Genomic DNA, 19,598 nt, shown 5'->3' with positions numbered 1-19,598 from the left:
TTTTAAATAAAGCTGCGTGTCTCAGCATGATGAGTGGTCAAGATTAGCTCGATTGCCACAAATTTTTCTTTCATTCTAAAACAGTAACCCATCTCATTTATAAACGCTCATCACTATACAAGTATTGCATCCACTAAAAATCTAGGGCAAATTGAGTGAAACGTTTATACGAGAACTCTTGTGAAGATAATATTGTTTGCCTGCTTGTTTTTTTTCAGTTCCTTGGTGCTGGCTGCACCTAGCCATATTGGTAATGTAAAAGGTTACACTCTCAATAATGCTGGAGAGCTAATTCACTTTTCAAACATGGTGTTCGATGGTGGAAAAGTTGTGGCAATTGGCGCAGAAGAGCTTAGCCAGACTTATCCTAATGCAACCTTCATCGACGGTCAAAATAAGGTGCTGTTACCAGGACTCATTGACGCCCATGGGCATGTAATGGGACTAGGTGAAACCTTATTACAAGTTGACTTGCGAGAGAGTCAATCTGCTTTAGATGCTGCAAAAATGGTACAAGCTTATGCTAAAAATCAACAGGGTTTAGCGTGGATAATTGGACGCGGCTGGAATCAAGTACTTTGGCTCGGCAAAGCTTACCCCACTGCTAATTTGTTAGATGAATATGTCAATGATAAACCTGTGGTGTTGTCCAGAGTGGATGGTCATGCAAGTTGGGTGAATAGCAAGGCACTTGAAATTGCTGGTATTACTAGAGATACACTCGACCCGCCAGGTGGCAAAATTGTTCGAGATAAAAAAGGTAATCCTACAGGGGTCTTAATTGATAACGCCGAGAATCTCCTGCTCAAATATCTGCCTAAAACATCTGAAGCGATTTTAACTGCCCAGTTGAATGCTGCAGGCAAACATCTTCTCTCTGAAGGTATCACTAGTGTCCATGACGCGGGTATTGACCTCGCTGTATACGATTACTACCAAAAACGTGTGGAAGAGCACTCATTACCTGTGCGAATTTATCCCATGATTGCGGCAACCTCCCCCCAGTTAAATCAATTGTTAGAAAAGGGTCATGTGCAAGATCAGCACGATTGGTTATCAGTTAGGAGTGTGAAATTATATGGTGATGGCGCATTAGGCAGTCGAGGTGCAGCTTTGTTGCAACCCTATTCTGACGATATGGATAACAGTGGTTTATTGGTTACCCGGGAACGAGATTTGAAACCGTTATTTGATTTGGTATTAGGTAATGGTTTCCAACTTAACTTTCATGCGATTGGCGATAAAGCCAATCGCTTAGCACTAGATCAGTTTGCTGATAGCTTTAAACGCATTGGAGGCAAATCACTACGTAACCGTGTAGAACATGCCCAAGTTATTAATGTTGACGATATTCCACGATTTAAAACGCTGAATATTATTCCTGCCATGCAACCCACCCATGCTACTAGCGATATGAATATGGCTGAAGATAGGGTAGGCGCCGACAGGCTCAAAGGCGCTTACGCATGGCAAACCTTCTTGAAACAAGACTCCCCAGTGGCGTTCGGTTCTGATTTCCCAGTAGAGCTCTCCAACCCATTTTTTGGTTTACACGCTGCAGTCACCAGACAAGATCGCAATGACTCACCTAACAAAGGTTGGATACCTAGCGAAGCGGTGACAGTCAAACAAGCTTTCCGTGGTTTTACCCTAGACGCTGCTTATGCAGCCCATCAAGAAAATATTTTAGGTGGTTTAACCGAAGGTAAATGGGCCGACTTTATTTTGATAGACCAAGACATTTTTACCATTTCACCACAGGATATTTGGAAAGTACAAGTGCTTGAGACATGGATTGCGGGTGAAAGACGTTTTACAAAAACGCCTTAATTTGGCTATCTAACCAGCATTCGGGTTATTTAAATTAAGAGGTCAGGTTGGTAATGTTAAATTGGACCTTGGCCTTACCTGGGTGCTCTGTTTCAATAAAACCAAGCGTTCAATAACAGCCGTAAGCTGCTGCATGCTCTGTGAATACATATAAAGAAGCATTTTTAGCGGTTTGCGCTGAAAGGCTTGATGTTGCTGCTCATCATTGAGCAGGCAACATGTTTTGACGTGTTCTGTGTTTAAAAAACTTATTGTCAGTCATGGGGTAGGTCATATTTGGCCCTCCCCATGAGTAGTTTGCCTGATGACTGGCTTTGATCAATTCAGGCCCTTGTAAAGAGTCGTAATCCACCTTTTTTCAGTGATAAAACTTCATGACCAGGCTGTGTACATCTCACCTAAACCTTGTTTCACTGCATCTTCAACGCTCATGCCTTTGATTTTCATACTTCTTACTATGGCAGCAGTATCAACAAGCATATCCAAGGCCTTTTGATAATCGGCTTTAGTGGCTAAATCACCATGCCCTGGGATAATTTTTGTATCGTCTTTCAGCATACCTATTAGTTGAGTTACATTCTTAATATAACCCGCAACCGTGCCCCCACCATTCAGATCAATGTACGGAAAACGGCCTTGAAAAAATAAGTCTCCTGGGTGTAAAACATTGGCTTCTTCAAACCATACAACGTTATCGCTGTCCGTATGACCTGCTGGCAAATGCATCACTTTGATGGTGTCGCCGTTAAGATGAAAGGTCACACCTTGTTGATAAGTCACAACAGGAAGTGAAGCATGTTGATGGTCGTCTTTATCGGCTAAACGTTGACGCACCTTGTCATGTGCAAAAATGGTAGTGCCTTTCACTTCTTTGAAGTAAGCATTAGAGCCCGTGTGATCACCATGGTAGTGAGTGTTCACAATATATTTAATTTGTTGATTTGAAATATCACCAATTGCTCCTGCTATTTTTTTAGCTAGTGGGGCATATTGATCATCGATGATCAATATCCCATCATCGCCAATTGATACACCGATATTGCCGCCACTCCCCATTAACATATGTACCGATCCACTCACAGGTTGGCTAGTGACTTCGACTTTATCCCACTTGTCTTGTGCAAAGCTTGAACTGGCTGAAAACAGAGTCGTCATCACAGTCACTAAAAGAATTTTTGGGCGCATACATGTTTTTCCTTGATTAAAATTAAGTAAATCCTAGACGTTTGCTGCAACAGACTACAAACTATGGTTATACAAAGCCGTTAAGATACTCTGCATGTTTCAATTTACAAAACGTATTAGTTTTATTTTATTTGTGCTCAGCCTGGCGACTGCGTTTTTTATTAACTTCAATGTCAACCCGACTTGGGTTGAGTCTCAGTTACAATATCAAACTTATAACAATGAGTTGGGACAACTGGCTTTTCGCGCCAGCGGTCAAGAGAACGTGATAGAAGATCTTGTACCTTATTCCGAGTCTCCTTTAAGACAATCAATGCTGAATATCCAACAAAGCAAACCTTCCTTGTCGCAACAATGGGTTTATAAAAATACTATTGAGGATGTGGTTTTACTCAAAGCAGACTTTCATTTTGGTATTTGGTCCTTATTGCCTGCTTTAGTCGCTGTTGTATTGTGTTTAATGACGCGAGAGCCTTTGGTGGCTCTGTTTTGCGGTATAGTGATTGGTGCAGTGATGTTAGGACGATTTGATATCACCCATGAAGTATTTATCCCTAATATCGGCACGTCGAGCGCGGCATCTATTTTGATTTTATATTTATGGTTACTTGGCGGCTTAATGGGGATGTGGGCAAAAACGGGTGCCGCTCAGGCTTTTGCCAACCATATGAGTCAACATTATGTAAAAGGGCCACGCTCAGCCAAGGTTGTTACTTGGTTTCTAGGTTTAGTGTTTTTTCAAGGGGGGACTATGAGTACGGTATTAGTAGGTACAACGGTTAAACCTATTGCAGATAAGGCTGGAGTCAGCCATGAAGAACTCAGTTATGTGGTCGACTCTACTGCATCACCTATTGCGTCAATCATTGCATTTAATGCTTGGCCTGCTTATGTGCAAGCCTTTTTGTTTATTCCAGGAGTGGCATTTTTGGCCACAGAAAGCGACAGGGTAGCGTTCTTTTTTGCCAGTATCCCTTTTAGTTTCTACGCAATTTTTGCTGTGTTGGGTACCTTATTACTTAGCCTCAATATCACGACCTTCAGTGGCTCCCCCCTTAAAAAAGCAATTAAACGTGTAATTGAAACAGGCGAATTAGACGCGCCTAACGCGTCTCCTGTTAGCGCTAAAGAATTACACCAAAGCCAAGTCCCTGATGGATATAAAGCCCACAGGCTAGAGTTTATCTTACCTTTAGTTAGCTTAATTATTATCGCTATTGGATCCTACTTTGTGACAGGCTCACCACAAATTCATTGGGCATTTTCAGGCGCTTTGTTTCTGTCTATTTTTATGGCGTTGGCTAAAGGTATGGCACTTAAAGAGGTGTTAGACGGCTTCGGAAATGGTTTAAAAGGGGTGGTGGTAGCTTCGGTCATATTAATGTTTGCCTTAACTATAGGTGTGCTGAGTAAACAGTTAGGCGGTGGCATTTATTTGGTTGAGTCTTTAGGCGAGCACATTCCGTATTGGTGTTTACCTATAATATTACAACTTATGACTATGCTTATCGCTTTTTCAACGGGCACAAGCTGGGGTACTTACGCTATTGCTTTTCCATTAGGCTTGCCTTTGGCTTGGACTATTGCCCAAAGCCAAGGCTTAGAAAACCCGGAATTGTTTATGATGGTATGTTTCGCTACCATTTTGAATGGTAGTGTATATGGTGATCAGTGTTCACCTATTTCAGACACCACTATTTTGAGCTCTATGACCACAGGCTGCGACCTAATGGATCACGTAAAGTCGCAGATTGTACCAGCCACTTATGCGGCCTCTCTTGCTGCGCTCTTGTGGACGGCTACAGTTTTGTTTTTTGCCTAGAAGAGATATTTAATTTTGTTTTTAAAACACTAATATATTGGTTAATCTTTATGATTAACCAATATATTTAAACCTTGCTTTTGTTTCGCCATCAACCTCTACCGTTTCAACAAACATATCCAAAGGTCTCACCCACAGGCCTTTTTCACCATACAGAGGTCTATAAACTACTAAATTAGTTTCATCTTCAGAGTGTTTGGCCACACCAATCACTTCGTATTCATTCCCTTTGTAATGACGGTAACGACCTATTTCCAATGACATGCTTATTCCTCTTTATCTAGGTTGATTTTTAATCTGTGGAAAGCTGCTTTTGTCTGATTTGTTGCCATGTAATCACTATTAATTGGATGACGATGATAGTAGAACTAGCGAGCAATAAACCACGCCAATCGATCGAGTTGAGAAATACTCCTGCACTTAATGCAGCCATAGCTTGACACCCAAATACTAAAAACTCATTTAAACCTTGAACTTTAAATCTTTCATTAGGCTGATAACTTTGTGAGAGTAATACAGTCCCACCGACAAATAAAAAGTTCCAGCCAATACCTAGTAACACCAAAGCGATCAAATAGTTCAACCATTCGCTACCTGTCAGGGCGATTAATATGGTGGCGACATAAGAGAATAATCCCAAATAGATAACAGTCGAGGTACCCAATTTACTGATTAACCAACCACTGAATAATGACGGGAAGAACATCGCAAAGATATGGCTTTGGATCACCCACTTTGTATTCTGCAAAGAATAAGCTTCATGCACGTGCATATGCACAGGTGTGGCCGTCATAATAAAGCTCATCAAGGCATACCCTACGACTGAGGCTGAAACAGCCAAAACAAACACCGGTTGGCTCGTTATCACACGTAATTTTCGTCCGGTATCTGCAGATTTTTCTGTGACAACGTGAGTATTATCAATCTGGGTAAAAAGTAGGCTGCACAATACCAGTAAGGCTGCCGTCAGATAAAATGCCCCCACAAAGGTTTGTTGGTTAACCTGTTGACCCAGAGTCACTAACTCCGGTCCTAAGATAGCGGCCACTAAGCCACCCAACAACACGGTTGAAGCCGCTTTAGGTATCAAATCAACAGGCACTGACTCCATAGCCGCAAACCGAATTTGTTGGATCGCAGACATCATAACGCCCAATAAAAACGCAGATATCACTAACCCCCAGAAGCTACTATTAACAACACTTGCCGCGGCCATTAGCGCAACCAGAGCACCTAGGATGGTGGCAGCAATAAAAACGGGCTTTCTACCAAAGTGTTGCATCAATCGGGTAATGGGCAGTACACCACAGACAGTGCCAACAATACTCATGGCTAATGGCAGCGTTGACCAATTAGGATCTGGAGTGAGTTGGGCGCCCAAAACGCCACCTGCTAATACCAGCATGGTGCCTGCGCTCATTGCTAGGGCTTGTATTAGCGTTAATAGCCAAACATTGATGGGCATGCTTTGCACTGGTAAATTCACTTATTATATAAGAGCTGAAATGTCTGAGCATAGTGTAACGATTTGAAGGATGTTAGTCTTGTGTAGAAGAAAATGAAAAAGCTAATTGTTTATTGTCTGTGATTTCTGCTAAAGCAACATGGAGTCCCACCAATCTAATCCCTCTATTTGCTTGACGCGAGAGGCCTTCGGTTAATAGTTTAAGAAAGTAGTTTTTATCCAATACCTGACATTTGTGCTCAACTGTTGTTTGCTGAAAATCACTGAACTTGAGTTTTATACCCTGACTTTGAATGTGTGCTTGGGTCTTGTTCAATCGCTGTTCTAATAATGGAAAAAGGCTATCGATCATTTTAAGACATTCATCCTGTGAATGAATGTCTTCGGCTAATGTTCTCTCTACTCCTACAGATTTGCGTTGTCTGGTAAGACTAAGATTTCGATTATCTAGACCATGGCTTCTATCCCAAATCACAGAGCCAAATTTACCAAAACGTTTGACTAAGTCTTCAAAGGGGAACTGACGTACATCGGCACAGTTATAAAGCCCCATATTATTTAGCTTTGCTAAGGTTACTTTGCCCACACCAGGAATTTTACCAAGGGGTAATTTGATCACAAAGTTGTCTAATTTATCGGGAGTGACAACACAAATGCCATTGGGTTTATTTTCATCACTGGCGATTTTAGCAACAAACTTACATGGTGCCACGCCCGCGGAGGCAGTGAGTTGGGTCTCTTCGAAAATCACTCTTCTGATATCTTCAGCGATTAATGTGGCACTGCCTGAGAATAAGTCGCTGTCAGACACGTCTAAATATGCTTCGTCTAATGACAATGGTTCTATTTTGTCTGTGTACCTGCTGAATATTTCACGTATTTGTTGAGATATTTCGCTATATAAGGCCATTCTGCCAGGAGCCAATACCAACTCAGGACATAGCTTTAAGGCGTGGGCTGTTGCCATGGCAGAGCGCACTCCAAACTTTCTTGCTTGGTAGTTGCAGGTAGCTATCACACCACGCCTGTCAGAACTGCCGCCTATGGCTAGTGGCACATCTCGATATTCTGGATTGTCACGCATCTCAACGGCAGCGTAATAACAGTCCATATCAATGTGAATGATTTTGCGCAAAGAATATGCCCGACATAAAGACTGTATATATAGTCAGTATCTTGCAGGAATATTAGAATTTATCAATATAAAAAAACGCCAGACTAGCTGGCGTTTTGTGTATTGATATATTTGTTCACATATAATTACAGAATTTGGTCTTTTTTCCATTGATTCAGTTTGTTTTGTCTCGCTTGTTCCTTTTCCAAACGCATTTTTTTACGGTCGCATGGTTCCGGACAATCACAAGCTTTAGCAATCCCCAGGGCACCTAAACCGCCACAACTACCCGCAATGGTCTTCTGCTGGAATATGTAACCAACAGACATAGCTAGAACGACCACCAAAAAAAATAAAAATGCGAAAATAAAGGTACTCAAAACCAGACTCCAATAAAGCTTAATATGTTAATGATATTATTTTAATGAACAGTTACAAGCTGCTCAAATTTAGAACTAGTATACTCGGTAAAATTGTCTTTTTCTTTAGTAATCAACAACACTGCAATATTGAACGTTTCTGCTAGCGCTAATGCCTTATCTTTGCCCATAACATTAAGTGCTGTTGCCAAGCCGTCAGCCGTCATCGAGGATGGATGAACCACAGTGACAGATACTAAGTTGTGGCTAATGGGGTAACCGGTATTTGGATTGATAAGATGGGAATAACGCACACCATCTGACTCGTAATAGTTTCGATAATCGCCAGAGGTGGCCACCGCATTTGTTCCTATGCTAATAATCTTTTGAACTGCACGTTGCTCTGTTTCAGGTTTTTCAATTGCAATCTTCCATGGCGTACCTGAAGCTTTTACACCTGACAATCTCATTTCGCCGCCTATTTCCACAAGGTAGTTTGTAATTGCATGGGTACCTAAAAGTTCTGCCAACTGATCAACTGCATACCCCTTTGCGATGGTTGATAAATCCACATAAAGTGCCGGCTCAGCTTTACTGGCCCAAGACGGTCCTATTGTTAATTTGTCTATTCCAACTAGCTTTTTGGTCATATTGATAAGCGCTTCTGTGGGAATTTTTACCGGCTGGCTTTTTGGTCCAAATCCCCAAAGATTGACCAAAGGGCCTACTGTCACATCTAACATTCCCTCACTCATATCACTTAAACGCTTCGCTTCGTTTAAAACCTTGAGGGTTGTAGCCGACATAGGAAAAGGTTTAACACTGTTCCATTGATTGAATCGACTTAGTTCTGAATCTTGAATATAGGTCGACATCAATAGATTGATATCAATTAATGATTGCTCAATCTGTTGTGTTAATTCCAGCTTATCTACGGCATCTATAGATACAAATTTCACATTGTAGGTGGTACCCATTGTAGGGCCTGTTATATGTGTTTCTTGGTTTTTAGACGCTGAGCAGGCGTTTAAGATTATTGAAATGACAACAATCAAAAGTCTGGGGTTAAGAAGCATTAACATATTTTATTCTGTACCTATAAGAAAAGGGGCATATAGCCCCTTAAAGATTGATTACTTATTAAATGTCTTAAAGTTAACCGCCAAAGTCATCCAGCATAATATTTTCGTCCTCTACACCTAATTCTTTAAGCATATTGATCACGGCTGCGTTCATCATTGGTGGACCACACATATAGAATTCACAATCTTCAGGTGCTGGGTGGCTTTTTAAATAATTTTCCAACAGCACATTATGTATAAACCCTGTATCACCTTTCCAATTGTCTTCAGGTTGAGGATCCGATAAAGCAACATGCCACTTAAAGTTATCATTTTCTTTTTGTAACATATCAAAATCTTCTACGTAAAACATTTCACGCAAAGATCGTGCACCGTACCAAAATGTGATGGGACGCGTTGTGTTTAATCTACGAAGTTGATCAAAGATATGTGACCGCATGGGAGCCATTCCTGCACCGCCTCCAACAAACACCATTTCAGCCGCGCTCTGTTTGGCATAGAACTCCCCAAATGGGCCTGAAATGGTGGCTTTATCACCTTCTTTCAAACTCCAGATGTAAGATGACATTTTACCTGCGGGTAAAGCTAGGTTATTAGGTGGTGGCGAAGCAACTCGCACATTCAACATAATAATGCCTTCTTCTTCAGGGTAGTTAGCCATGGAATAGGCACGGATAGTCTCATCTTCAACTTTAGATTCAATATTGAAGAATCCAAATCGCTCCCAATCACCACGATACTCCTCAGGAATGTCGAAGTCTTTGTACTTAACATGGTGGGGTGGCGCTTCGATTTGGATATAACCTCCGGCCTTGAATGGCACACTTTCGCCATTAGGTATCTTCAATACAAGTTCTTTAATAAAGGTGGCTTTGTTGTCATTCGAGATAACTTCGCAGTCCCACTTTTTGATACCAAAAATTTCTTCTTCTAGCTCAATGTCCATATTTTCTTTAATAGACACCTGACAGGACAAGCGACATCCCTGTTTAGCATCTTTTTTACTAATATGATCCACTTCAGTGGGTAAAAGCTCTCCGCCACCGGCTTTAATATCAACACGACACTGACCACAAGTACCGCCACCGCCACATGCAGAAGAAACAAATATACCTGCATTCGCCAAGGCACCTAAAAGCTTGTCCCCAGGCTGAGCTGTGATTGATGCTTCAGCACCACCGTTGATGGTAATGGTGATTTCACCTTCTGGCACCAATTTAGATTTTGCAAACATGATTATAAACACTAACGCTAAAACAATAGCGATGAACATGCCTACACCAAGATAAATTTCATTCGGATTCATTTAACTATTCCTCAAAGTGCCGTTTACAGTGCGATGCCGGTGAATGACTGGAAACCAAGTGCCATCAGTCCAGTAATCATAAATACTGAACCCAAACCTCGTATGCCTTCCGGCATGTCTGCATATTTAAGTTTTTCACGTACTGCCGCGAGTAAGGTGATAGCTATCGCCCAACCTAACCCACTGCCCACACCGTAAACAATGCTTTCACTGAAGTTATATTCACGTTGTATCGCGAATGCAACACCACCAAAAATGGCACAATTTACTGTGATAAGGGGTAAGAAAATCCCAAGTGCGTTATACAACGCAGGAAAAAACTTATCCAACGTCATTTCCAATATTTGGACCAATGCAGCTATTACGCCTATAAAAGTTAAAAAGCTCAAAAAGCTTAAATCTGCTTCTGGGAAACCAGCCCAGCCAAGTGCGCCTGGGGCTAAAATATTCACAAATATAACTTGGTTAACAGGCACTGAAATACCCAGAACAACAATTACTGCTAAACCCAAACCCATGGCTGTTTTCACTTTTTTAGATACTGCCAAAAAAGTGCACATACCTAAAAATAAGGATAAAGCCATGTTTTCAATGAAAACAGATTTAACAAAAATACTAATATAATGTTCCATGAATTATCCCTTTGGCTCGACTTGTGCTGGACGTATAGTTCGGATTACCCAGATTAGACCACCAATCAAAAAGAATGAACTGAAAGGTAAAATCAATAAACCATTACCTTGATACCAGCCACCATTTTGAATTAAAGGTAAGATTTCAAAACCTAATAACGTACCAAAACCGAATAATTCCTTGATAGTTCCAATGATGATTAGCACCACGGAGTAGCCTATACCGTTTCCAAGGCCATCGAGAAAAGACATCAAAGGTGGACTCTTCATAGCATAGGCTTCTGCTCGTCCCATTACGATACAGTTTGTGATAATCAAACCAACAAAGACTGAAAGTTGTTTTGATATCTCGTAAGAGTAAGCTTTGAGTATTTGGTCGACTACAATTACCAAAGAAGCAATAATCGTCATTTGAATAATAATCCGCACACTAGAAGGTATTTGTTTACGGATGAGTGAGATAAAAAAGTTAGAAAACGCACAGACTGTGGTTAATGCCAATGACATAACCAGTGCTGTTTCTAATTTAGTCGTGATTGCCAAGGCTGAGCAAACGCCCAGCACTTGCAATGCTATTGGGTTATTGTTCAGGACGGGTCCGAACAACACCTGTTTCATTTCTTTAATTTCAGCCATTGTGTCGATCCCTTACGATTTCCAAGTTTGGTTTTTAAGATATGGCCCGAAGCCATTCTCGCCTGCCCAATAAGTTAATGTGTTTTGCACACCGTTACTGGTAAGCGTGGCGCCTGAAAGAGCATCAACCGCATACTGGTCGTTTGAGTTGTCACCTTTATTAACTTCAATAGCTACTTTTCCATCGTCAAACAATTTTTTACCGTCCCACTTGGCTTTCCAGCTAGGGTTTTGTATTTCACCGCCCAAACCTGGCGTTTCCTTGTGTTGATAGTAGATCAGTTCGCGTACGGTGTTTCCATCAGCATCAATCGCTAAAAGTCCATACATTAAGTCCCACAAGCCGCTACCATGAACCGGTAGTACTAAACGAGTGACTTCACCTGCATCATTTCTTACTAAATAAATATTAGCAATGCTGGCTCGCTGTTTAAATCCTACATTACTGTTAGTGACTTCAACTGAGAACTGAGGGTTTTTAGCGGCTTTATACATGTCGTAGCCATCTTTTGGCTTATCCACATACTCGCCTGTATCAAGGTTAATGAAGCGTTCTTCAATGTATTTTTCAAACGTTCCAGAAATATCACCTGCAGCAAAATCAATTAAACCCGCTGCTTCTACAATATTAGATTGTTTGTCTATTGCTGCGTTGGCTTCTTGCAGCGAACGCAAACCCACTGAAGCAGTGGACACAATAATTGAGCAAACTAAACATACAGCAACAACAACACCTACGGTTTTACCTAACGTTTCTTTTTTAGCCGACACGTGCAATCCTCCGCTTTATATTGCCTTGAACAACAAAATAATCGAATAAAGGTGCCCACAAGTTCGCGAACAATATTGCTAACATAATACCCTCTGGAAAAGCTGGATTCAGAACGCGGATCATTACCGTCATACAACCAATCAAAATACCGTAAGCCCATTTACCTTGGTTAGTAAATGCTGCTGACACAGGATCGGTTGCCATAAAGAACATACCAAAGGCCATGCCTCCAATTACCATATGCCAATACCAAGGCATCGCAAACATCGGATTTGTTGCACTTCCTATAAGGTTTAATAAACTTGAAAATAACAACACGCCCAAAGCCACACCTAACACAATTCGCCATGAGGCTATTCGCATGTAGATAATAAACAGCCCGCCAATTAAAATTGCCAACGCAGACACTTCGCCCATAGAGCCTGGAATATTTCCTAAGAATGCATTAAACCAATCAGCATTAAGACTCCAGTCAGTCACTGAGCCATTAGCTGCTTGACTTAGCCATGTTGCGCCTGAGTACCCATCTGCAGCTGTCCAAATAGCATCACCTGAAATCTGTGCAGGGTAAGCAAAATACAGAAAAGCACGTCCAGATAATGCCGGGTTAAGGAAGTTACGTCCTGTTCCTCCAAATATTTCCTTGGCTATAACGATACCGAAGGTAATACCTAAGGCCGCCTGCCATAGGGGAATTGTGGCAGGAAGAGTAAGCGAGAATAAAACTGATGTAACAAAAAATCCTTCGTTGATTTCATGTTTTCTCACAGATGCAAAGAGCACTTCCCAGAATCCACCAACGACAAATACAGTGGCGTAAACGGGCACAAAGAAACAAGCCCCATATAACAGCAAGCCAATCCAACCAGTACTGGCATCGAGTTGACCACCAAGTATTTCATATAGACCTGCTTGCCAAAACGCTGTAGCTGTGTCAGCCCACAATGCGCCTTCTGTAACGATGGCAATCTGTGCTTGTTGACCAATATTAAACATGCCATAAAACATGGCTGGGAATGTTGCCATCCACACAAAAATCATAATACGTTTTAAATCAATACTGTCTTTTACATGGGTAGTCGATTTGGTTACCGTACCCGGTGTATAGAAAATGGTCGCTGCCGCTTCATATAAGGCATACCATTTTTCATATTTTCCACCCGCTTCAAAATCAGGTTCAATTTTCTCTAAAAATACTTTTAAGCCCATTATTAACCCTCTTTCTCAATCTGCTCTAAACAATCACGCAGGATCGGCCCATAGTTATATTTGCCAGGGCAGACATAAGTACATAATGCCAAATCTTCTTCGTCTAGCTCTAAGCACCCCAAGCTTTGTGCCCCGTCTGTATCGCCAGAAATCATGTCTCTTAGTAATAAAGTAGGCAAAATATCTAAAGGCATAATACGTTCATAGTTACCGATTGGTACCATGGAACGATCAGACCCATTTGTTGTTGTGGTCATACCAAATAATTTCTTAGGACTGAAATGACCAAAGTAAGCGCGGGTGACTGAATGTTGATTGACACCTGGTTTTATCCAACCAAATAATTCTTTTTCACGGCCTTCACGTAAAATAGACACTTGATTATGGAATCTGCCAAGATAACCGTGCACACCATGAGCGTGATTACCCAGTAATACAGATCCAGACAAAATTCGAATATCGCCTGCATTCGTTTCATCATCAGTAAGCTCAGTAATATCAGCACCCAATAATGTGCGCACTAAACGTGGACTTTTGGCTTCTGGGCCCCCTAGGGACACTACTTTTCGGTTGTCTAACTCACCTGTTATGAACAAACTTCCAATCGCTAATACGTCTTGGTAGCCTATATGCCAGACTTTTTTTCTTTGACCCACCGCATCTAAGTGATGAATGTGAGTACCCACCAGGCCTGCAGGGTGGACACCAGAAAATTCATTCACTTCAACAGTGGCATCGCCAGTATCTATGTCAGCGCCTGGTGCTTTGTTTACAAAGACCTTACCATCGGTTAAGCGGCTAATAACCTGCAAACCGTTAGCAAAGTCTTCGCTTCGCTGGGCAATGATTATCTGAGGATCGGCAGCCAAAGGATTGGTGTCCATCACACTAACGAAAATCGAGTTAGGTTTTGAATCAAGTGCTGGTGACTTACTATAAGGACGGGTCCTAAAAGCTGTCCACATGCCAGAATTCACTAAGTTTTCTTGTACCTTAACCGCATCCAATGATGCTAGTTCGGTATTGCTATATTTAGCAAATACTTCACTTCCATCACCTTCAAGCTGAATCACCACAGATTGCAAAACACGTTTTGCACCACGGTTAATTTCAACAACATTACCGGCAGCTGGAGCGGTGAATTTGACGCCAGGATTCTTTTTATCTTCAAAAAGAATCTGGCCCTTTTTCACTTTATCCCCTTCTTGGACATGCATTGTTGGACGCATGCCAATATATTCTTCACCCAAAATAGCCACTCTGGTGACAGAGTTTCCATTTTGGATACTTTGTTGTGGGGCTCCCTGAATAGGAAGGTCTAACCCTTTGTTAATTTTTATCATACGCAATAGCACTACTCTAATTAATACACAGCACCATTAGACTCTCTTTTACAGCTGTCGTTATAACCGTAAATAAAAACCTAGTGGTGGTAAGTATCGTCAATTAATGATTTTTTAATAAGCTACAAGTAAATTTTTGCAACTAGGTAGAATTGTCTAAACTCCCTTTAAATTTATGCGTTTAGGGAAAATTTCAGACATGTTTTTAAGTTCACCCACGCTCAGCAGAGAATTTTAGCATTATCCTGTGTAATTCTTCCACGCAATTTGCTGTTTAAACTCATTTATTTTATGGTTTTTACTCGTTTGGTGTTGATTTGGTTCTTTCAGGGGTAACTAAATTACGAAAGTAAAAAAACCGCCACGCAGCGGTTTGTATTTTAAATAAATTTTGACCTACCCCTATCTTCTACCAATCGACTAAGGATTCAACGTCAGCATCATAATCAACATCAGTTAAGTCAAAACCAAACAATTTCAAAAACTCATGGTGATAACCTGCATAATCACTTAATTCGTGAAAATTTTCTTGGGTGACTTGATCCCATAACGTTTTGATTTTTGCCTGTGTTGCATCGTTGGTTTCTTTGTTATTCATATATAAGCGACCCAACTCATCCACCTCTGGCGTAGCATGGGTCAATTTATCAGTAAATAAGGCGTAAATTTGTTCGATACAACCTTGGTGTGTACCTTCTTCTTTCATCACTTTATAGATTAATGAAATATACAAGGGCATAACTGGGATAGCTGAACTTGCTTGCGTGACTAGGGCTTTTAGAGATGACACATATGCCTGCACATTTTTACTCGCTTGGGTTTTCACAATGGCAGCAGCAGCGCGATCTAAATCTTCTTTGGCTTTACCAATAGTTGCCTGTCCATAAATTGGCCAAGTCAGTTCTTTCCCAACGTAGGTATAAGCTGTGGTTTTGCAATTGTCTGCTAATAAGTCTGCTTCGCCTAACGCATCCAACCACAATTCCCAGTCTTCACCACCCATAACTTTAATGGTTTGCTGAATTTCATCTTCGTTGGCTGGCTCTAGCGCAATCTCATGAATGACATTTTTATCAGTATCATAAGTTTTAGTTCTGTATGCTTGACCTACAGGTTTTAAGGTCGACTTGTATACTTCACCTGTTTTAGGATCCGTTCTTCTTGGCGATGCTAGGCTGTAGATGACCAAGTCTACTTTACCCATATCCGCTTTCAAAGTATCGATAACTTGCTGTTTTAGCTCATTTGAAAAAGCATCACCGTTTAAGGTTTTTGCATATAGCCCAGCTGCAGCTGCCTTCGCATGAAATCCCGCTGTGTTATACCAGCCTGCGGTGCCTGTTTTACGTTCTGTTGGGGGTTTTTCAAAACACACCCCCAAGGTATTAGCACCTCCAGCAAATGCAGCAGTGATCCTTGAAGCCATTCCATAACCAGTAGAACTCCCAATCACCAACACATTTTTAGGCGCATTGTGCAACGTTCCCTGAGCTTTGACATAATCAATTTGTTGTTGAACATTAGTCGCACATCCAACTGGATGCGCATTAGTACAGATAAAGCCACGGATCTTAGGCTTAACAATCATATAAAGTTCCTACTTATAAATTTTTGTGCATTGTAATGCTAGTTAACGCTTAAACACATCTGAACAGCTAATAAAGATGCAATGGTGTAACGTTGTTTATTATTTAACACTCACCTAAGGTTATGTATTACCTAGGGAATTAATCGAAACAAAGTCAGTAATATATTGATGAAAAATTGACTGAGGTGCAGACGCCTTACAAAGCGATAAAAGGCAGATACAAGACTGTCAATATTAGTCTAATAGAGTCAACTTTTTACATTCTGTATTTCTCAATTAGTTGTTATTGCCAGCACGATTTTTATAATATTCAAACTCTGATATTTGGTGGTATTTCATCACCTTGATTTGAAAATCTGAATAAGAATCATATACTTTTTTGAACAATGGGTCGGCATCTGACTGTTCTTGGATCACCTCAGCTGAAGTGTTTTTTAATGCTAGCATGACATCAGCAGGAAGAGGACGCATATCAACCTTATGTGTCTCGACTAAAGCCTGCATAGCTGCATTGTTCGCAGCAGTGTATTCATCCCACATATCTTGATTGACGGCTCGCGTTGCCACCTCGATAATCGCTTGTAAATCATCTGGAAGTGCTTCGAATGCTTGTTTGTTAACTATAAACTCTAAGTTGGCACTGGGCTCATGCCAACCAGAGTGATAATAATATTTGGCCGCCTTGTATAAACCAAATGCCAAGTCGTTATAAGGGCCAACCCACTCAGTGGCGTCGATTGCTCCAGACTGCAGAGAAGTAAAGAGTTCACCACCAGTCAAGGCGACAGGAATGCCGCCAAGTTTTTTAATTACTTCGCCACCTAAACCAGGAATGCGCATTTTTAGACCTTTGAGATCTTCAACACTGTTAATTTCGTTTTTAAACCAACCCGCCATTTGAACGCCAGTATTACCGCCAGCAAAAGGAATTAAATTAAAGGGTTCATAAACTTCTCTCCATAGAGCCAAACCACCTCCGTAATGCAACCAAGCATTCATTTCGGTGGCATTCATGCCAAAAGGAATAGCAGTGAATATTTGGGTTGCGGGAGCTTTACCTTTCCAGTAATAAGAGCCAGCATGACCCATTTCGGCGGCACCACTAGAAACAGTATCAAATACTTCAAATCCTGGCACCATTTGACCTGCACCAAATACTTTTATTTTAAGCCGGCCCTTAGACATGCGTTCAACATACTTAGCAAAGGTTTCTGGTCCCTTACCTAAGCCTGGAAAGTTTTTTGGCCAAGATGTCACCAGTTTCCATTCATAATTTTGCTCTTCGACTTGTGCTGTTGGGACAGTAGAGGATCCGTCGCCACAAGAGATCAGCAAGATGCTAAATATAACTAAAATAAATAATTGAAGTAATTTCATAGTTCGATTCTCAAAAATAATGTTAAAGCAAAGAAGGTAACCAAGTTACCAGATTTGGCCAAATTGCCAAACAAGCTAGCAACAATAGTTGAATAAGAATAAAGGGAAAGACCCCTCGATAAATATCTGAGGTATTCACTTCTGGTGGCGCTACACCACGTAAATAGAATAAGGCAAATCCAAACGGTGGGGTGAGAAATGAAGTCTGTAAGTTTACGGCTATCATGATCCCAAGCCAAATAGGATCAACTCCCATTGCCAATAATACTGGAGCGACTAAAGGCACCACTACGAAAGTAATTTCGATAAAATCTAAAATAAAGCCAAGTAAAAATATCACCACCATCACCAATAAAACCGCAGTAAACACCCCTCCTGGCAAACGGTTAAACAATTCTTGTATTAATTCTTCACCACCAAAACCACGAAATACCAATGAGAAAATGGATGCGCCAATTAAAATTAAAAAAACCATGGATGTGACTTTAGTGGTCGACATCATCACATCTTTCAATTTTTGTAGGTTAAGTTGTTTGTTGAGCATTGCAAGGACCAATGCGCCTGTTGCACCGACACCTGCAGCTTCAGTGGGGGTAGCAAAACCTGCCAAAATTGAACCCAGCACCATAAAAATTAACAACAATGGTGGAAATAGCGCTGCACACAATGCACTAACAGAAATAGGTGCTTGATCACTTTGTTCGAGCGACGGGGTTATCTGCCTACTGGCAAACACTAAAATATATAAAAGATACATGCCTACTAACAAAAAACCTGGGACTAAAGCCCCAACAAACAAGTCACCAACTGACACGGACTGTGGTGAAAATATCCCCATATTCAGTTGCGCTTGCACAAATGCACTAGACAACACATCGCCAAGTAAAACCAAAGCGATGGAGGGAGGAATGATTTGCCCCAATGTGCCGGTGGCGCATATTGCCCCGCATGCAAAAGGTGGTGAGTAGCCTTTTTTAAGCATTGTGGGCAGAGAAAGTAGCCCCATAGTGACCACGGTGGCCCCGACTATGCCTGTACTGGCAGCTAACAACATCCCAACGAGCACTACAGAAACAGCCAGTCCTGATTTTAACCTACCCAGTACTTGTTCCATGGCGAGTAGCAAATCTTCAGCTACGCGGGATTTCTCTAACATCACTCCCATAAAAACAAATAGCGGTACGGCAATTAACGTTTGGTTAGACACTATGCCAAATAAGCGGCTGGGTACGGCTTGTAAGTAAGCTGTGTCGAATACACCGAAAAAAGCCCCTACACCCGCAAAAATGAGTGCGGTACCTGCCAGTGAATAGGCAACGGGATACCCTAATAACAACACCAAACACACCGCTAAAAACATCAGTAGTGAGATATATTCCATTACTGACTCTCAGCTTCTGATAATGGTTTATCTAGAGACACTTTCACCATATTGCGTATCACCTCGGCTATTCCCTGGAGCAGCATAGTAAAAGAAAATAATAAAATTAAGCTCTTTAACAAAAATACCCCAGGGATACCCCCAGCCTCTTGAGACGTTTCCATGACCCGCCAAGCACGTATGACGTAATCGAAACTAATCATGAAAATAAAAATGTTCACTGGCATTAATAACAACAGGCTACCAAACAGGTCTACCTTTGCTTGTTTTGTTGGACAGAAGCGCCGATAAAAAATATCGACTCTTACATGGCCATTGACGCGCAAAGTGTGAGCCGAACCTAATAGAAACACCATGCCATGCAAGTACATTACTGACTCTTGCATCGCTATCCAGCCTAAGTTAAAGCCATATCTGAGTACTACAATTAAACATGTTAATAAAACCATTAATAGCGTAAACCAACTAACCATTTTACATAAAAAATCGTTCAGTGA

18 protein-coding genes are annotated in these 19,598 nt (G+C 41.2%); 2 read left to right on the top strand and 16 right to left on the bottom strand.

The annotated features are described in order from the left end of the window. Positions 1 to 180: 180 nt before the first annotated feature. Complete coding sequence (locus tag Q0Y52_RS02685) at positions 181 to 1,830, top strand: amidohydrolase (RefSeq protein WP_297817620.1); 1,650 nt, start codon at positions 181 to 183, stop codon at positions 1,828 to 1,830. 372 nt (positions 1,831 to 2,202) lie between these two features. On the opposite strand, the gene Q0Y52_RS02680 is transcribed toward Q0Y52_RS02685, so the two are convergent. After that, positions 2,203 to 3,015 (bottom strand): MBL fold metallo-hydrolase, encoded by an 813-nt coding sequence (locus tag Q0Y52_RS02680; RefSeq protein ID WP_297817617.1) that lies wholly within the window; start codon positions 3,013 to 3,015, stop codon positions 2,203 to 2,205. Positions 3,016 to 3,109: 94 nt separating this feature from the next. Here Q0Y52_RS02680 and Q0Y52_RS02675 point away from each other — a divergent pair, with 94 nt between their 5' ends. Further along, complete coding sequence (locus Q0Y52_RS02675) at positions 3,110 to 4,837, top strand: Na+/H+ antiporter NhaC family protein (RefSeq protein ID WP_297817613.1); 1,728 nt, start codon at positions 3,110 to 3,112, stop codon at positions 4,835 to 4,837. A gap of 54 nt (positions 4,838 to 4,891) precedes the next feature. Here Q0Y52_RS02675 and Q0Y52_RS02670 read toward each other — a convergent pair whose 3' ends face one another. The 15 genes from Q0Y52_RS02670 to Q0Y52_RS02600 all read right to left on the bottom strand — a co-directional run bounded on the left by Q0Y52_RS02670 (position 4,892) and on the right by Q0Y52_RS02600 (position 19,550). Continuing rightward, positions 4,892 to 5,101, bottom strand: coding sequence for a DUF1653 domain-containing protein (locus tag Q0Y52_RS02670; protein WP_271862054.1), 210 nt, complete (start codon positions 5,099 to 5,101; stop codon positions 4,892 to 4,894). 28 nt (positions 5,102 to 5,129) lie between these two features. Beyond that, positions 5,130 to 6,302: an MFS transporter gene (locus Q0Y52_RS02665; protein ID WP_297817610.1), complete on the bottom strand. Its 1,173-nt coding sequence runs from the start codon at positions 6,300 to 6,302 to the stop codon at positions 5,130 to 5,132. Between the two features lie 73 nt (positions 6,303 to 6,375). Beyond that, positions 6,376 to 7,437 carry a DNA polymerase IV gene (gene dinB / locus Q0Y52_RS02660; RefSeq protein WP_271862052.1) on the bottom strand — a complete coding sequence of 354 codons (1,062 nt, stop codon included), beginning with the start codon at positions 7,435 to 7,437 and terminating at the stop codon, positions 6,376 to 6,378. Positions 7,438 to 7,562: 125 nt separating this feature from the next. Next, the gene (nqrM, locus tag Q0Y52_RS02655) at positions 7,563 to 7,796 is read right to left on the bottom strand and encodes a (Na+)-NQR maturation NqrM (RefSeq protein WP_271862051.1); all 234 of its coding nucleotides are present in this window, start codon (positions 7,794 to 7,796) and stop codon (positions 7,563 to 7,565) included. Positions 7,797 to 7,837: 41 nt separating this feature from the next. Beyond that, positions 7,838 to 8,851: an FAD:protein FMN transferase gene (locus Q0Y52_RS02650; protein WP_297818122.1), complete on the bottom strand. Its 1,014-nt coding sequence runs from the start codon at positions 8,849 to 8,851 to the stop codon at positions 7,838 to 7,840. Positions 8,852 to 8,930: 79 nt separating this feature from the next. After that, on the bottom strand, positions 8,931 to 10,163 hold the full coding sequence (gene nqrF / locus Q0Y52_RS02645; protein WP_271862050.1) for an NADH:ubiquinone reductase (Na(+)-transporting) subunit F: 1,233 nt from the start codon (positions 10,161 to 10,163) through the stop codon (positions 8,931 to 8,933). Between the two features lie 23 nt (positions 10,164 to 10,186). Further along, positions 10,187 to 10,795, bottom strand: a complete 609-nt coding sequence (gene nqrE, locus Q0Y52_RS02640) for an NADH:ubiquinone reductase (Na(+)-transporting) subunit E (RefSeq protein WP_271862049.1) — start codon at positions 10,793 to 10,795, stop codon at positions 10,187 to 10,189. 3 nt (positions 10,796 to 10,798) lie between these two features. Then, positions 10,799 to 11,431: an NADH:ubiquinone reductase (Na(+)-transporting) subunit D gene (locus tag Q0Y52_RS02635; protein WP_271862048.1), complete on the bottom strand. Its 633-nt coding sequence runs from the start codon at positions 11,429 to 11,431 to the stop codon at positions 10,799 to 10,801. Positions 11,432 to 11,443: 12 nt separating this feature from the next. Then, positions 11,444 to 12,202, bottom strand: coding sequence for a Na(+)-translocating NADH-quinone reductase subunit C (locus Q0Y52_RS02630; RefSeq protein WP_297817601.1), 759 nt, complete (start codon positions 12,200 to 12,202; stop codon positions 11,444 to 11,446). Continuing rightward, the gene (locus Q0Y52_RS02625) at positions 12,192 to 13,412 is read right to left on the bottom strand and encodes an NADH:ubiquinone reductase (Na(+)-transporting) subunit B (RefSeq protein ID WP_297817599.1); all 1,221 of its coding nucleotides are present in this window, start codon (positions 13,410 to 13,412) and stop codon (positions 12,192 to 12,194) included. Before Q0Y52_RS02625 ends, Q0Y52_RS02630 begins: the two co-directional genes overlap by 11 nt. A gap of 2 nt (positions 13,413 to 13,414) precedes the next feature. Continuing rightward, entirely contained in the window at positions 13,415 to 14,755 is a 1,341-nt protein-coding gene (locus Q0Y52_RS02620) for a Na(+)-translocating NADH-quinone reductase subunit A (protein ID WP_297817596.1), read from the bottom strand. Positions 14,756 to 15,164: 409 nt separating this feature from the next. Then, on the bottom strand, positions 15,165 to 16,343 hold the full coding sequence (gene fabV, locus Q0Y52_RS02615; protein WP_297817595.1) for an enoyl-ACP reductase FabV: 1,179 nt from the start codon (positions 16,341 to 16,343) through the stop codon (positions 15,165 to 15,167). Between the two features lie 276 nt (positions 16,344 to 16,619). After that, positions 16,620 to 17,720, bottom strand: a complete 1,101-nt coding sequence (locus Q0Y52_RS02610) for a TRAP transporter substrate-binding protein (protein ID WP_297817593.1) — start codon at positions 17,718 to 17,720, stop codon at positions 16,620 to 16,622. 22 nt (positions 17,721 to 17,742) lie between these two features. Further along, positions 17,743 to 19,101 carry a TRAP transporter large permease subunit gene (locus tag Q0Y52_RS02605; RefSeq protein WP_297817590.1) on the bottom strand — a complete coding sequence of 453 codons (1,359 nt, stop codon included), beginning with the start codon at positions 19,099 to 19,101 and terminating at the stop codon, positions 17,743 to 17,745. After that, positions 19,101 to 19,550, bottom strand: coding sequence for a TRAP transporter small permease subunit (locus tag Q0Y52_RS02600; RefSeq protein ID WP_297817587.1), 450 nt, complete (start codon positions 19,548 to 19,550; stop codon positions 19,101 to 19,103). The genes Q0Y52_RS02605 and Q0Y52_RS02600 overlap by 1 nt, the downstream gene beginning before the upstream one ends. Positions 19,551 to 19,598: the final 48 nt, after the last annotated feature.

Source organism: uncultured Paraglaciecola sp. (genome assembly GCF_943787955.1).
In the GTDB taxonomy this organism is placed as follows: domain Bacteria; phylum Pseudomonadota; class Gammaproteobacteria; order Enterobacterales; family Alteromonadaceae; genus Paraglaciecola.
The sequence above is the reverse complement of the archived record's forward strand: the minus strand, read 5'-3'. Positions and strand labels throughout refer to the sequence as shown.